The following is a 13,045-nucleotide window of genomic DNA, read 5'->3' on the forward strand; positions in this document are numbered from 1 at the left end:
GGCCCCGGCCCTGTCCCTGCGGGCGAGACCCCGCCGCATCCGTCCGCGCCGACCTCTGAATTACCGCGCGGCGAGAATTGCGGCGGACAGCCACTGGCCGAGGTCTCGGAAACCGGGCCCGTCACCGTCGCTCTGCTCTCGGCGAGCGCTGTCGAGGAGAGCCGCATCCGGGTGGGGTTGATCATTGATGATCGAGACGAGTTCGAGGTAGCGTCCCTCGGTCGCGTTGTAGTCCGCGTCCTGGAGCGCCTCAAGGGTGAGACTGTCGAGATCGTGATAGCGGGCCGCGAGCCGTCGCCGAAGGTCGTCGTCAGCCGCGACTCCGAAGGCCTGTGCGAGCTGCTCGACCAGTTGTGCGGCGAGGGCGACCACCTGGGCGTCATCCGCAGCGTATCCCGCCTGCTGAGCAGCCATCAGTTTTGGCGTCAGGTCGGTGCCCGCCGAGTTGATGAAATCCTGCACGTGCGGTGTGGAGATCTCCGAGCCGGGGAACTCCGCATACGTCTCGTGCAGATAGGAACGGGTCGCCTCACGGAACCGGTCGTCCCGCAGCAGCTCTGCCAAGGTGACCCAGGCATCGAGCTGTTCCGGGGCAGGGTCGGGCGATAGCACTGGCCGCGCTTTACGGATCCGCTCGATCGCCTCATCTGGAAGGCCTGCGGTGACGTCATCCAGGAAGTCATCGACCAGTCGCTGACGCTCGGCGTCGGACATCGTCACCAACTTGCGCAGGAGATTCGCGCGTTCCGTCGTGCCCTCCTGCCGCACGAGTGCGCGGAGCACGGCTCGCTTCGCCTGAATGTCCGTCGTCCGCCTCTCGATGACATCGAGATGCTCGGCGAGGGTGTCTCGCAGCGAGGTCGTTCCGGCGAGGACGCGGCGCACCTGATCCAGACCGGTCTCGAGGTCGCGCAGCGTGCGCACGAACTCCAGGCGGGCGATCGCATCCACGTCGTAAAGGCGATGGCCGCCGTCGGTCGTGTCCGTCGAGTGTACGAGCCCCTCATCGGCGTAGTAGCGGATGGCGCTGACGCTGAGCCCGGTGCGATGTGCGACCTCGCCGATGGAGTAGAGAGTGTCTTCTGAAATGTTCATGTCCCCACCTTGCGACCTCAAGCGACTTGAGATGCAAGTCGTCGTCTCCCCGGCTTGCATCTCGCAGCTCGCACGCGCTGGTCTCTGAGTGATGGAGACGTCACGCGAGGTAGCTACCCAGTGCGTCGAGCAGGCCTCGGGTGCCTTCCTCACGTCCCGGCCCGTCAGCCCAGAACTGGTCGAAGAAGACGCCGTGCTCGACGTGCGTGAATCTGGTGCCCGCATCCGTCGGCTCGAATTCCAATGACGCCACGGATGTCGACATGTGGGCCCCGTCGAGCCACATGTCGTATGTCGTGACGATGCGGACGTGTTCGACGATGTCGGTATACGTGGCCTCGTACCGTGAGACTGGACCGTTGTGGAATTTACCCTCGTCGACGTCGCGTCCGCCGACGCGGAAGTCGAACACCCACTCACGAGTCTCCACGCGGTCGCCGTCACCCCACCAAACCAGCTTCTGGTCCTCGTCGGCGAACGCATCCCAGATGCGCTCAAGAGGAGCGGGGTAGTCACGGGTCAGGGTGAATCCGGAGCGAGCGAGTCGGCGTTCTATCGTCATCCGTGCGTCCTATCGCGTCAGAGTGACGTGGATCACGCCGCTCTCCGCTACTTCCGTCGTAACTTTGTGGGTGAGTTCGAAGCCGCGCAGGTCGTCCCACAGCCGATGACCACGGCCGAGGAAAATCGGAGCGACCTGGAGGTGCAGGTCGTCGACGAGCCCGGCGCGCAGGAAGTCGCGCGCCGTGCGGTACCCACCACCGATGCGCACATCCAGGTCGCCAGCGGCCTCCGTCGCCTCGGCGAGCACGTCCTCTATCGCGGTATCGCGGAAGTGGAACGTGGTGCCGCCCTTCATCGGGAGCGACGGACGCGATGCGGCGTGGGTGAGCACATAGACCGCGGTGCCGAACGGCGGTGTATCGCCCCACCAGCCTTTCCAGTCTGCATCGTCCGGAAAAGAGTGGAGTCCGAACATCCCCGCGCCCATAATCTCGGCGCCGACTCCCTCGGCGAACGCGACGGCGTATCGGTCATCGACGCCGGTCGTGCCTGCGCCGCTAGTGTCGCCGAAGACCTTTTCCCGGAACGTACGGGTAGCAGCGTACGCAGCTGTGAGGCGCTCCCAGTCTTCGCCCATCGGGTTGTCGGGTGTCGCGTCGGACGGCGTGTAACCGTCCAGCGAGGTGAAGAGGTCCATGCGAACGCGGGTCATTTCAGATTTCCTTCGGGGTCGCGAGTGCGAGATGGATGCCGAGCCGGTCGGCTTGGTGTTCTGCGGGGGTTCGCTGCTCGCCGAGCCACAGGTGTAGCACGTCGAGGGCACCCGGTCGCAGGCTCACGGTACGCACGCGCCCGTGTTTCTCCGACGTGACCACACCCGCGTTCTCAAGGATGCTGAGGTGCTGCATGAGTGATGGCAATGCCATCGAGAACGGTGCCGCGAGGTCGGAAACGATCGCAGGGGACTTCGTCAGCCGCTCCACGACCGCGCGGCGCGTGGGATCCGCGAGAGCGCGGAGCACGGCATCGAGTTCATCGGCATACTTAGGCATATGCCTAACCATAAGGGAGGTATCGAATTTCGGCAAGGCATCTCGCCACCCGGCTGTTACGGGATGAGACGTTCGTCACGGTAGCGATCGAAGAGCTCAGCGAACGCCTGCTCCGTGCGCCGGTAGGAGAGGAACCCGGCATCCCGGCTCTTACCCATGTCGGTGACGACTTCCATTTCGCGGCCTAGGTCGGCGTCAGTGTGCCACCAGGAGGCGACGCGGCTGAGGTCGGACTCGACCAGCCCATGCTTGCTGGCGATATCGGGCCAAGCATGCTCGTGAGCGGCCATCTGCTCTTCGAGGGGTTTTGGCGCACCCTCGTAGCCCTTGACACGCCGCGGGTCGATGCCGAGGTGCCCGGCCAGGCGTGGCCACATCCACCGCCACCGGAAAATGTCGCCGTTGACGATGTTGAACGCTTCGTCGGCGCCGGCGGGATCCGTCGAGGCCCACGCCATCTGCTCGGCCAGGACACCCGCGTCAGTCATGTCGGTCAGCCCGTTCCACTGCATTTCACTGCCGGGGAATACGAAGTCCAGGTCGAGCTCCTTCGCGATCGTCGCCTGCACCGCGATCGTCAGTCCCATGTTCATCGCGTTGCCGACGGCGTAACCGATCACGGTGTGCGAACGGTGCACCGACCAGGTGAAGCCCTGTTTCTCGGCGGCAGCGAAGAGCTCGTCCTCCTGCGCATAGTAGAAGTTGGGAGTGTCGAGGCGCGGCTCCTCCTCATGGAACGGAGTGTCAGGCATCTCGCCTGCGGCGTAAGCCTCGAATGGGCCGAGGTAGTGCTTGAGGCCCGTCACCAGAGCGACGTGTTCGAGTGGTGCATGCGACAGGGCCGCGAGGAGATCGCGAACCATCGCCCCGTTCACCGCAATATTCTCGGCCTCGGTCGCCTGCCGCTGCCATGCCGTGAAGAACACGTGGGTAGGGCGCTCATTGGCGAGAGCTGCAGTGAGGTTGCCAAGGTCTCGCAAGTCGGCGGCGATGCCGCGAACCCCCTCGGACGAGGACGCGCGCCGGGAGAGCGCCAGTACCTCCCAGCCGTCGTGCACAAGTTGCTCCACCAGCGCCGACCCTGTGATTCCAGAGGCTCCAACGACAAGAGCTGTGCGGGCGGGGGCGGTCGAGATACCTACGGAAGAAGTCACCCTTGCCACAACCAGTGACGCGTGCAGGTATTCCTGCAGAAGCGGGGATGCGCCCCCATTCGTCAGTCGGTGAAGTTCCTGTGGAGTGGTTCCGGAGGCAATGCCAGCTCTCGTGAGAACGTGCCAACTCTCGTGAGAAGGGACAGGACATCGGCTGTCCGATCTCACGGAGGTTGGCAGACGATGAGACGAGGCATCCCCGTGATGACGCGTAGTTGCTACTTCGACGACAAGGCGCTCTGTCTCACGAAGCCTGTCGGTAAGTGCGTCGTCATCTAGTGTCTCCACGAACCTGCCGGACACTCCGCTGCCCAGGGGACCAGTTCGGATGAAGAACTCGTTTCCTTTACGGAACGGCTGTCGGACGGCTCGGCGATCAGCGCGCGAAAGCGCGCATGGCGACATCGACGACTTCCGCCCGTGGCTCTAGCGTCGAAATGGCGTCGAGCGGTAGCCACCGAGCGAAGTCTGTTGTTCCGTTGCGTTCCCGCGTCCCGAGAGTTCCACCGGCAATTGTCGCTGAGAACACGATGCGTACGGATTTGTACGGGCGAGGCCCCTGACCGCTGGTGAAGCTCCAGGTCGTCAGCGGCGGTCCCACCCGAATCTCAAAGCCGGTCTCTTCCAGGACCTCCCTGGCCACTGCATCTTCAATCGATTCCTCAAACTCGACACCACCTCCGGGCAGTGTCCATTGCGGGGTGGCTCCGTTATACCAGGCCATCAGGATCTGGCCGTCGTCAACGATGACAGCGTAGGCGGCGAGCCTGGTGTCGTACTCGGAGAAGTGCACCCGGCCAGTCTGCACGACAACACCGAGGCGGCAGAACCCCCACTGTGATCGGCCAAAGTTCAGCGCTCATTCGTGCTCGCGGTCTGCGGCGCAAGAACGGTTTGCATGTTGCCTCACTGGGGCACTGATGCTACTGGATGCATCGCCAGCGCCTTACGGAACGCGGTTGCCGTCTCCTCTATGAGGCCGGCAGGGCTGCTGGCCAGGATGCGACCGCTGCAGTAGCAGGCCACCGCGAGTTGTCCCGCGATGGTGGCGATGTCGACGGGGGCGTCGTGTTCTATCAGGACCTTGGCGAATTCATCCGCGATGTACTGGTGCTTCACCGCCTCTCGTGCCCGGAGCTCCTCGTGCGCGTCGAGGAGCAACGTGTGTCGCTGGTAGGAGGTGAGATCCACCGTTGCCCGCGCGCAAAGTTGGAGAACTAGCGGCTCGAGTGCGCTGAGAGCGCCTGCGAGGGTCTTCACCGATGGTGCCCGGTCCCACGTCATGGATGCGGCGGCGGCGATCGCGTCGAACATGGCCTGCTCTTTCGCGAAGACGACTTCGGTCTTGTCTCCGAAGTGTCGGAAGAATGTGGTCCGGCCAACCTCGGCGCGTTCGGCGATGTCTGTGACCGAGACCGCATCGAACCCGCGCTCGGCGAACAGCGCATCCGCAGCATCGACGATCCGATTCCGCGCGGCGCGTTGCTTTCGTTCGACCAGGGTCAGCGGGGCCTTCTCCACCTCGGCAGTTCGCTCGATCATGACCTCACTATAACGCAGCCACCGTACTGAGTCCGCTAAGGCACTGAGTCTGCTACGGTACTGAGTATCAAATAAGGAGGAGCAATGCTCTCTACAGATAACCGGCTTCAGATCTCCGAGACTCTTGCGCGTCTAGCGTTCGTGGTGGACAAGAACGCTCTGGATCAGCTCGGGGAGGTGTTCACCCCCGATGCCACGTACGACATGAGCAGTTCGGGGATGGGAGCTTTCAAGGGCCTGGAAGCCATCCGGACCGCTGCGGGGCAGCTGTTTGCATCCGGGCACGCACCGCTGTCGCACTTCGTGACGAACATCGTCATCACGGAGACGGGTGAGTCGACGGCGTCAGTGCGGTCGAAGGGACTGATGATCATGTCCGACGGCAGTGTGCACGGCGTCGTCTACGACGACACGGTTGCCCTGCGTGAAGGCCGCTGGCTGATCGCGAGCCGCGTCATCCTGCCCCTACGTGCGGCCTCTGGCGACGAGCACTGATGCGCGCGACGACTGTGGGCAAGGTGCGAACCTGTGGCGCCCCGGCTCCGGGCGGGTAGGCGTGGACGCGTTCTCCGCCGGCACATACCGTCAAGCTCACCCCACCTGGAGATATCACTCATGACCATCGCTTTCTGGATCGTTACCGGTCTCGCCGCAGTCGCCTTTTTCGGCGCCGGGCTTTTGAAACTGCTCCGTCCGATACCGGCACTCAAAGACGCGGGCATGGGTTGGGTCGAGGACTATTCCGGCACCACCGTCAAGCTCATCGCCCTCGCAGAAGTCGTCGGAGCAATCGGCCTCGTCCTCCCCATCGCGACCGGGATCAGCCCTGCCCTCAGCCCCATCGCCGGCGTCGCCCTGACCGTGCTGATGGCCGGAGCCATCGCCGTGCACGTCCGCCGCAACGAATCCCCTATCGCAGCAATCGTTCTGACAGCGCTACCCCTCGTCGCAGCCGTCCTCGGCTTCATCGTCTTGTCCTCGTGATTCCCTAGCCGGTGTGTTGCTGTCGACAGTCTCCGGCTAGTGCTGTCCAATCTCACGAGAGTTGTCATGAGATGAGACGTGCGATCACCGGAATCACGCGAAATCTCAAGCGTGCTCCGGCCCTGATCTGTCTCATCCGAGTTGTCAGAATCTGCACCGAGAGCGTGTCGCAGGGTTTTCGTCAGGCGGGATACGACGTGTCTTCCTCAGCCAAGGTTGAGCACAGAGCCATCGCCTGTCGGAGTGCGTTTCGGGCGTCGTCTGCGGTCACCACGATTCGCTGACCCACTCTCAGCGATGAGTACTCCACGACCCGCAGATACCTCGCATCGACAAGCCCACCTGCGTGCACGTGTGCGTGGCGTGTTGCCCAAAGCTCGGTCAGGCGAACCCAGTCGACATCTGGGACGAGTCGCGGATCGATATCCAGGTGAGCTGAGTACAGGTCGGCAAGCTCATCCAGCCTCTGAAAGACGTTGCCTTTTCCTTTCAGGAGTTGACCGGCATGTTCGACGCGGCGTTCGAACTCGGCCCGCGCCAATCGCTCGACGACGCCTACGACTCTGCTGAGCGTGTCGACTGCGATGCGGTCGAACACGCCCTGCTCTCTCAAGACGGCTCGTTGAGGGCCGGGAATGCTGTCGAGCGCGCTCAGCTTCGCGGCTTCCGCTCCCAACGCGTCGCGGGCGACCTCGGCTGCATCGAGAGCTCCGCTGACGGGACAGAATGAGTGCTCGCCAAAAACGGCATAACGGATACCGCACGTCACGCAGGTTCGCTCCCTTACCAGCTGCTCCTCGTCTAGATCTGGGAGAGGCTGCGGGTAGAAGGGCGTCGACCTGTAAGTGATCTTCACGAACTTGTTGCTTCGGCTTGATCGGGCGAGATCTCCGAATCCCTTACCGAAGGCCTCGGATATGAGCTGCATCGCGGCGTCCTGGGCGACGCGCATCACTCGTTCTCGCTGTTGCGAGGTCACGAAGCTGCTGTGCTCGTCCTGATGTCCGCAGTACGGACAGGTCAAGATCAGATCGTCCGGAAGCGCTTTGTAGTCCTCTAGGTGCATTCTGAAGATCTGCTGGCATGCTGGGCACTCGCGTCCGAAGTAACCGTGCTCATCAGGCGGAATCGACACGCGAAACGTCTCGTTCCCTGATTCGTCACGCCCCTCATGGCTTGCGCCGTCAGCGGTACGAAAGGTCATGAGGGAAGTCTCTCAGCCTGCACCGACACTAGTCACGATCGCGTTGTCACCGACTAGGACTTCGGTAGGCCTTCTGCTCCGCTCATCGCGATCAAAGCCACCTGATCCGCATCGAGATAGCGGAAGCTCTGAGGCGGCTCGAGGCCAAGGAGAGTCCGCAAGGACGCCAACGAGACAGGCCGTGCCCATGTTTGCGGGTCCTCAAGTTCAAGCAGGGTGGAGGCGTCGGCACCGTCAAGGTACTCGCCGAGCGCTTCTTCGGCAATGTCGATCGCGTCGGAGTGCATCTCCCAGACCCGGTCGGGAGGAACCTTGCTTGTCTGCTTGAGGCGCACAGTCCCCAACACCGCTCTTTCTGGGGAGCTGGAGTACAGAACAACTGTGGTGCCGGGTGGAACCTCGGGGAACCGCCGTCGCACTTCGACAGTTTTCCGTCCTTCGAGAATCGCGCGCGCGTAGCGTGGTTTCACCGAGATGAGCAGCGCGCTTTTCATCTGGCTTCCCACCCTGGCTGCGTGCGGATGAGGTCGTCGAAAAGACCGGGAGCTCCGGTGCGTGTTGTGATTAGCGACGTCGTGATTCCGTGCTTGCGGAGCAGCGCGTCGAACGAACGCTTGCCGACGGGCTGGTCAAGCACCTGCGTGTCCTCGAACCTCAGCACAAGCACCTTTCCATCAATCGCATGACCTTGGATCTCGCCTCGGTCTAGGACGCCGAGTGATCGATATTTTTCAGCCGCGTCCTGAACGTCCAATAATTCTGCATCGAGTACGCGGGAGTGTGCCACCACTGCTCGGACGGCGCTACTCTCGTGCGCCCTGGGGTCCTTGGTGACGTACCAAAGCACGCGAGTCGGGAAGTCCCAGTGTCTCATCTTCGGTGCAGCGAAGTAGACGAACTCGCGGGCGAGCCCGAGCGCCGGCCGTTCGCGCAGCTGGATCAGCGTGTCGTTGAACCCGAGGAGCTCACGCGCATACCGCGGTTGAATAGGCACGATGCGCACTGGAACATCCTTGTCGAGCACGATCTGGGGCCAGTTCTTCCGCTCGTAGTCAGCGACCTCGCCTGGTGTCTCCAGCGACTCAGCCTGGGCCGCACGCGGGTGACGACCTAGTTTCACCATGAGGGGCGCCCCCTCGAAACCGTCTGCGACCAGGGCAGCTCGCAGTACTTGGTCGACGACGTCATCGACGACCTCAACGACCGTTGCGCCTCGTTCCAATGCCAATGCCCGAAGGTATCGTGTGAGCTGAAACGCGATGGTACCGCCGAGCGATCCCCGCGCGACGCGGATCACCGCCACCGACAGCACCTCACCGCGGATCTCGGCCGAGAGCAGCGCACGTCTCCGCCCTCGCTCATCAACCAGCAGGTCGATTCTTGCACTTGCGGGTCGCGCAAGAACTGCATGAAGCCGCTTCCGGAACTGTTTGCCTTTTTCACCTTTGTGAACTTCGACAAACACCTCCTCGAGACCAGAGGACGATGCCTTCACTGCCTCCCAACGAAGTCCGACCGACTCGAGTTGTCCAGAGCGGAATTCCGTCGGTGCGGACGGCGGAATGAATGTCCTGAGAAGATCGACGGGCCGTAGAACATCGATTGCGTACTCTTCGCGTGACCAACTCGCGGTCGCGGCGAGGAATGTCTCGTCCCGCGTCACAAAGTAGTCAGCCCCGGCAAGCACCGCGTCCGCCAAATGCTTGGCGTCATTCTGAAGGCTGCTGTCTCGTGCCGTGAGCTCGGCCGGCATTCTTTGGAGGATGGCCGCGGCGAGGGACCGCATGTCGTCTTGCCGCCGTAAAGCAACCAGTCCGCTGAGGTTGCGCTGTACACGGTGCCGTTCGGACGCAGGCTCAAGATGGTTCACCTCAAAGGACACCTCGGGTGAAACTGCGAGGTCAACTACATCAACCAGCCAGTCCGCCGCGAGGCCCTTGGATTCTTCACGATCCGGGCGATTCATCTGGTCCGAGACGTACAGATCTATGACGACGTTCGAATCAAGCACGGCGATCGGTCGAGATGATTCGTAAAGCGCACTTTCCAGCAGGTCGAACTGCCCGATCTTCCTCGCCCAAATCGTGAGTACCGAGCCCTTAGCCGCCCTGCCCGGGCGCTCACCCGTCGGCGCCATGTCAAGCGAGTGCCAAAAACCATCGATTCCGTAGTCTGACCGGCAATGCGCCGTGATGAGTGCACGATCTGGATTTGCCGTGATCGCTGCATGGACCATCTTCTTTGCAAGACCGGTCCCGCGGGCGCCCTCGCCGACGCAGACGTGGACGAGCTTCAGAGTCTGTTGCCGAGGCGTGCTGTAGAGCACATATCCTTGCACCGTTCCATCGACGCTACCCACAATCAGTCGGCCGCGGGATCGAGCCTCTTCGAACGCCGCAAAGGGCAGATGCCCGAGCGTGGCGCGATGATCTCGGTGCAGTTCCAGCACGCGAGAATACTCAGAGCCAGCCTGCGAGCGTTCAGCGCTCCAGGCGTATATCTGAACTTGCGCCATAGCGCCCAGCGTAGGGCACGCTATGCGCTAGCTCTCAGCGCCACAGCCCTGTTTCGTCGGCGACGAAGCGATGCAAAGGAGTACGGTCCGATCCCACCAAAGTTGGCAGTGACTTGATGCGGCGCCTGAATACCTTGCCGGGCTTCCTCGCTGTCCTTCCCGTCCTACATGGTGGAACAGTGCGCAGCTTCGGCTCACGCAACTACTTCACGTCCATGAACAGCGGGTCCGGGGCATCGTCACCCGGCAGAATCGCGTGGCTCACCGTGACGAATCGCTTCGCGCGGTGCACCGTCACGTCCCGGTCCGACAACGTCAACGTCGGAGTCGGCGGGGAGAACGAACGGCGCCACAGCTCCGAGTCAGCCGGGTCATCAGCGGGTGGTGGGTCAGAGCGAACGTCATCGGCGCTCGCCCAAACGAGCACGTTCTTTCCCTCCTCGCGGCCATTCAGGAGGTGGCTCTTCCATGCGATGCCGTCCAGCTTCTTCTCTGGCGCCCAACGGAAGTGCTCCCCGATGATTTGAGTCACCACGTACTCGACGCGCTCCTCGCCCGTCAGCCTCACCGACTGAGTCAGTCGCTCCTCGAAGTCGTCGGCGAACCTCGCGAACAGGAACTGGCGCCGCTTGTCCCCCGAGAAGATACTCGGCAGCGCTGGCTGTTTCGTGAAGTCCAAGATCGTCAACTGCCGCTGTGCAACGAAGCCCCCGACAACAGCGTCGTCAAACAGGCTGTGCAGTGCGGTCTCCTTCACTGCGACCTCGCGCGTCGTAGCGCCGTAGAACAGGCCCACGCCCTCAGGGTTCAGCCGTCCCGCAGACGCCTTGCCTGCGGGTGCTGGACCGAGATGCTTCGCGGGGTCGTTTCGCGCCTCATGTTGGAATATGAAGCCGTCCTCGGCCATCCGCGCGCGGTAGAGCTTCTCCCCCGGCTCTACCACCGTCAGCATGTCGTCCTGAACGTAGGCGAGAAGTCCGTCCAGAAACCGCGAGACGCGAGCTGGCGGCTCGTTCCTGCGCCCTTCACGCTCGCGGACGCCGACGAACACGAACCGTGACTGGTACTTCACGGTCTCCGCGAAGCCGTCCCACGAGAACTGGAATTCGTCGCGTAATCCCGATTCCATCCAATAGTTCGGTGTGGCGATGGCGTCGGTGATGTGGGCGTTCACTTCGTCTATGACGGAGGCGTCGAACGCGCCGGACGTACAGTCATCGACGACGTAGTCGGTGTCGTGGCCGCCATCCCACTCGTCCCACTCATCGGGGGCCAGCCCGCCGTGGTCGTGGTAGAGCCATATCGCGGCGTCGTAAACCAGACGCCCGACAATGTCCATCGAGACCGCCGTTATCTGCCCGTCCGTGCTGCGGTGGTCGCAGTAGGAGCAAACGCGGCTGTCGGCTTCATTCGTGACGAGTTCTAGAAGAACGAGGTCGGTGATGTGAGAGAGGCAGATGGTCTCGTTCAGGCCGGTGAAGCCCTCGGGTTCGTACATGAGCCGATGCTATCGGCGGCATTGTCAAGTTTGTCGGACTCTGTCGGGAAATGGTGTCGGGGTCCGGCCAGACCGCTCAGACAGGGCAACCATCTAAACAATTGGGCGGCCCGATGCCGAGAACGAAGGGCGAATGGGCTGTGCACCTTCGCCTGCTCAGGTCTGATGATCCTGCTCGACGGACGTTCCGGCGCACAAGGGTGAGATCCCCACGGAGATCCCAACCTCAACAGCGACGAAGCTCCCTCGCCCTCGCCTGATCACGACTGCTGGCGGATTCGCTCACGACGCCGCGGCGGGACGTTCATCAAGCTTTCAGTCGGCTCCGCCGCTTGCGAAAGCTCGTCGACTGCGACTTCGATCTCTTTTCCATCTTCGTCTCGCAGAACCGCAGAGTTCTCCTGGATGAACAGCACTTGATAAGTGCGCTCACGCCAGACGAGCGATCCGCCAATATTCACACGCATCATGCATCCTTCCCACGCAGGGTGGTCTTGAGGTTCAACGGCGACTCGAGGTCCATCTGAAGAGCCCCGGCCCACAACCGCGCATAGCATCGGGCATATCCTTCGGGCCCATCTCCCAGCAGCTCTGCGACGACCGCAAGAGGCGCCCCGCCCGAAGGGAGTCGCGGAGTTTCGCCGCCGTCCTGGACGTGCTGGTATCGCGCCAGAAACCGCAGATTCGCCTCACGACTCTTGGACGCGTCTTCGAACACGACGTACCTCCACCCTCGCTCTCGACAGAGCAAGGCCGTGAGATCAAACTGTGCACGAACCCGATCGTCGATGCGCTTAGCCGGTTTCACATCGATAAGCACTGCCGAGCCGTCGTCCAGCCGCGCGAAGTAGTCCGGTACATGCTCATGCAGAGTTTCGGCTGCGCGCCAGCGAATCCACATCGGCTGGCTTGAGACTGCGAGCACCGATGGAATCCGATCAAGTTCGATAAGGCACGCGCGTTCGAGCAGAGACTCGAACCCGACGGATCGCCCGAGACATCCCATCCACTGGTGACCGTCATAGTGACGCTTCCCTCGCCAGTTCGGAAAAGAACGCACGGGGTCGCAACTTTCGAAGGCAACGTCGCCGACATCAGAGGCGTCTAGTTCGCGGCGAACTCCGTCAAGGCGGTGTTCCACGAGACATCGCCCGAAGTTCATTCCCTCAAGCTCTGGAGAAGGTGCCCACTGCAAGGTCAGGTCCATAGGGATCCAATCGTTTTCGACGGATACTTCCTATTCGGCAGACGGCCTGACTCCTGAGGAGCGGTTCTGACCTATATTTCGGGCCCTGACAAACGGACGCCCTCAATGAGGACGGCCCACCCACAAGCAGGTTAGGGCTGCCAGAAGAGAGATCTCCTCGACACGCCGCACTTTCCGCCACCTTGCTGAGATTCCGCCACCTTCCTGAGACGATCCGCCAACTTCGTGAGATTCCGACACCGTTCGTGAGATCGGACATCGGCATCCATCCAAACTTTCCGTAACCAAAC

Annotated in this window: 15 protein-coding genes; 2 read left to right on the top strand and 13 right to left on the bottom strand. The window is 62.4% G+C overall.

The annotated features are described in order from the left end of the window. Nucleotides 1–60: 60 nt before the first annotated feature. From AC1C2O_RS09040 to AC1C2O_RS09070, 7 genes are all read right to left on the bottom strand, one after another. A complete protein-coding gene (locus AC1C2O_RS09040) occupies nucleotides 61–1,095 on the bottom strand; it encodes a helix-turn-helix domain-containing protein (protein WP_495430098.1) in 1,035 nt (344 codons plus the stop codon). A gap of 100 nt (nucleotides 1,096–1,195) precedes the next feature. Further along, nucleotides 1,196–1,657, bottom strand: coding sequence for an SRPBCC domain-containing protein (locus tag AC1C2O_RS09045; RefSeq protein ID WP_495430099.1), 462 nt, complete (start codon nucleotides 1,655–1,657; stop codon nucleotides 1,196–1,198). 9 nt (nucleotides 1,658–1,666) lie between these two features. Further along, the gene (locus AC1C2O_RS09050) at nucleotides 1,667–2,311 is read right to left on the bottom strand and encodes a dihydrofolate reductase family protein (protein WP_495430100.1); all 645 of its coding nucleotides are present in this window, start codon (nucleotides 2,309–2,311) and stop codon (nucleotides 1,667–1,669) included. A gap of 1 nt (nucleotide 2,312) precedes the next feature. Continuing rightward, on the bottom strand, nucleotides 2,313–2,651 hold the full coding sequence (locus AC1C2O_RS09055; RefSeq protein ID WP_495430101.1) for an ArsR/SmtB family transcription factor: 339 nt from the start codon (nucleotides 2,649–2,651) through the stop codon (nucleotides 2,313–2,315). Between the two features lie 56 nt (nucleotides 2,652–2,707). Further along, a complete protein-coding gene (locus AC1C2O_RS09060; protein ID WP_495430102.1) occupies nucleotides 2,708–3,805 on the bottom strand; it encodes an SDR family oxidoreductase in 1,098 nt (365 codons plus the stop codon). 376 nt (nucleotides 3,806–4,181) lie between these two features. Then, on the bottom strand, nucleotides 4,182–4,598 hold the full coding sequence (locus AC1C2O_RS09065) for an NUDIX domain-containing protein (RefSeq protein ID WP_495430103.1): 417 nt from the start codon (nucleotides 4,596–4,598) through the stop codon (nucleotides 4,182–4,184). A 113-nt stretch (nucleotides 4,599–4,711) separates the two neighbouring features. Continuing rightward, a complete protein-coding gene (locus AC1C2O_RS09070) occupies nucleotides 4,712–5,347 on the bottom strand; it encodes a TetR/AcrR family transcriptional regulator (protein WP_495430104.1) in 636 nt (211 codons plus the stop codon). Nucleotides 5,348–5,431: 84 nt separating this feature from the next. Here AC1C2O_RS09070 and AC1C2O_RS09075 point away from each other — a divergent pair, with 84 nt between their 5' ends. Continuing rightward, entirely contained in the window at nucleotides 5,432–5,842 is a 411-nt protein-coding gene (locus AC1C2O_RS09075; RefSeq protein WP_495430105.1) for a nuclear transport factor 2 family protein, read from the top strand. A 120-nt stretch (nucleotides 5,843–5,962) separates the two neighbouring features. Beyond that, nucleotides 5,963–6,331, top strand: coding sequence for a DoxX family protein (locus AC1C2O_RS09080; protein ID WP_495430106.1), 369 nt, complete (start codon nucleotides 5,963–5,965; stop codon nucleotides 6,329–6,331). A gap of 181 nt (nucleotides 6,332–6,512) precedes the next feature. On the opposite strand, the gene AC1C2O_RS09085 is transcribed toward AC1C2O_RS09080, so the two are convergent. From AC1C2O_RS09085 to AC1C2O_RS09110, 6 genes are all read right to left on the bottom strand, one after another. Then, nucleotides 6,513–7,283 carry a hypothetical protein gene (locus AC1C2O_RS09085; RefSeq protein ID WP_495430107.1) on the bottom strand — a complete coding sequence of 257 codons (771 nt, stop codon included), beginning with the start codon at nucleotides 7,281–7,283 and terminating at the stop codon, nucleotides 6,513–6,515. A 305-nt stretch (nucleotides 7,284–7,588) separates the two neighbouring features. Further along, on the bottom strand, nucleotides 7,589–8,029 hold the full coding sequence (locus tag AC1C2O_RS09090; protein ID WP_495430108.1) for an ASCH domain-containing protein: 441 nt from the start codon (nucleotides 8,027–8,029) through the stop codon (nucleotides 7,589–7,591). Beyond that, a complete protein-coding gene (locus AC1C2O_RS09095; protein ID WP_495430109.1) occupies nucleotides 8,026–10,050 on the bottom strand; it encodes a GNAT family N-acetyltransferase in 2,025 nt (674 codons plus the stop codon). The genes AC1C2O_RS09090 and AC1C2O_RS09095 overlap by 4 nt, the downstream gene beginning before the upstream one ends. A gap of 202 nt (nucleotides 10,051–10,252) precedes the next feature. Continuing rightward, on the bottom strand, nucleotides 10,253–11,548 hold the full coding sequence (locus AC1C2O_RS09100) for an RES family NAD+ phosphorylase (RefSeq protein WP_495430110.1): 1,296 nt from the start codon (nucleotides 11,546–11,548) through the stop codon (nucleotides 10,253–10,255). 260 nt (nucleotides 11,549–11,808) lie between these two features. Continuing rightward, the gene (locus AC1C2O_RS09105; protein WP_495430111.1) at nucleotides 11,809–12,018 is read right to left on the bottom strand and encodes a hypothetical protein; all 210 of its coding nucleotides are present in this window, start codon (nucleotides 12,016–12,018) and stop codon (nucleotides 11,809–11,811) included. Continuing rightward, the gene (locus AC1C2O_RS09110; protein WP_495430112.1) at nucleotides 12,015–12,755 is read right to left on the bottom strand and encodes a TnsA-like heteromeric transposase endonuclease subunit; all 741 of its coding nucleotides are present in this window, start codon (nucleotides 12,753–12,755) and stop codon (nucleotides 12,015–12,017) included. The genes AC1C2O_RS09105 and AC1C2O_RS09110 overlap by 4 nt, the downstream gene beginning before the upstream one ends. Nucleotides 12,756–13,045: the final 290 nt, after the last annotated feature.

This window comes from Microbacterium sp. Y355 (assembly GCF_059445345.1).

Coding starts and splice junctions, on each gene's coding strand:
- AC1C2O_RS09075 (WP_495430105.1), top strand. CDS start 5,432: ATGCTCTCTACAGATAACCGGCTTCAGATCTCCGAGACTCTTGCGCGT.
- AC1C2O_RS09070 (WP_495430104.1), bottom strand. CDS start 5,347: ATGATCGAGCGAACTGCCGAGGTGGAGAAGGCCCCGCTGACCCTGGTC.
- AC1C2O_RS09100 (WP_495430110.1), bottom strand. CDS start 11,548: ATGTACGAACCCGAGGGCTTCACCGGCCTGAACGAGACCATCTGCCTC.
- AC1C2O_RS09110 (WP_495430112.1), bottom strand. CDS start 12,755: ATGGACCTGACCTTGCAGTGGGCACCTTCTCCAGAGCTTGAGGGAATG.
- AC1C2O_RS09040 (WP_495430098.1), bottom strand. CDS start 1,095: ATGAACATTTCAGAAGACACTCTCTACTCCATCGGCGAGGTCGCACAT.
- AC1C2O_RS09055 (WP_495430101.1), bottom strand. CDS start 2,651: ATGCCTAAGTATGCCGATGAACTCGATGCCGTGCTCCGCGCTCTCGCG.
- AC1C2O_RS09050 (WP_495430100.1), bottom strand. CDS start 2,311: ATGACCCGCGTTCGCATGGACCTCTTCACCTCGCTGGACGGTTACACG.
- AC1C2O_RS09090 (WP_495430108.1), bottom strand. CDS start 8,029: ATGAAAAGCGCGCTGCTCATCTCGGTGAAACCACGCTACGCGCGCGCG.
- AC1C2O_RS09085 (WP_495430107.1), bottom strand. CDS start 7,283: ATGCGCGTCGCCCAGGACGCCGCGATGCAGCTCATATCCGAGGCCTTC.
- AC1C2O_RS09105 (WP_495430111.1), bottom strand. CDS start 12,018: ATGATGCGTGTGAATATTGGCGGATCGCTCGTCTGGCGTGAGCGCACT.
- AC1C2O_RS09080 (WP_495430106.1), top strand. CDS start 5,963: ATGACCATCGCTTTCTGGATCGTTACCGGTCTCGCCGCAGTCGCCTTT.
- AC1C2O_RS09045 (WP_495430099.1), bottom strand. CDS start 1,657: ATGACGATAGAACGCCGACTCGCTCGCTCCGGATTCACCCTGACCCGT.
- AC1C2O_RS09095 (WP_495430109.1), bottom strand. CDS start 10,050: ATGGCGCAAGTTCAGATATACGCCTGGAGCGCTGAACGCTCGCAGGCT.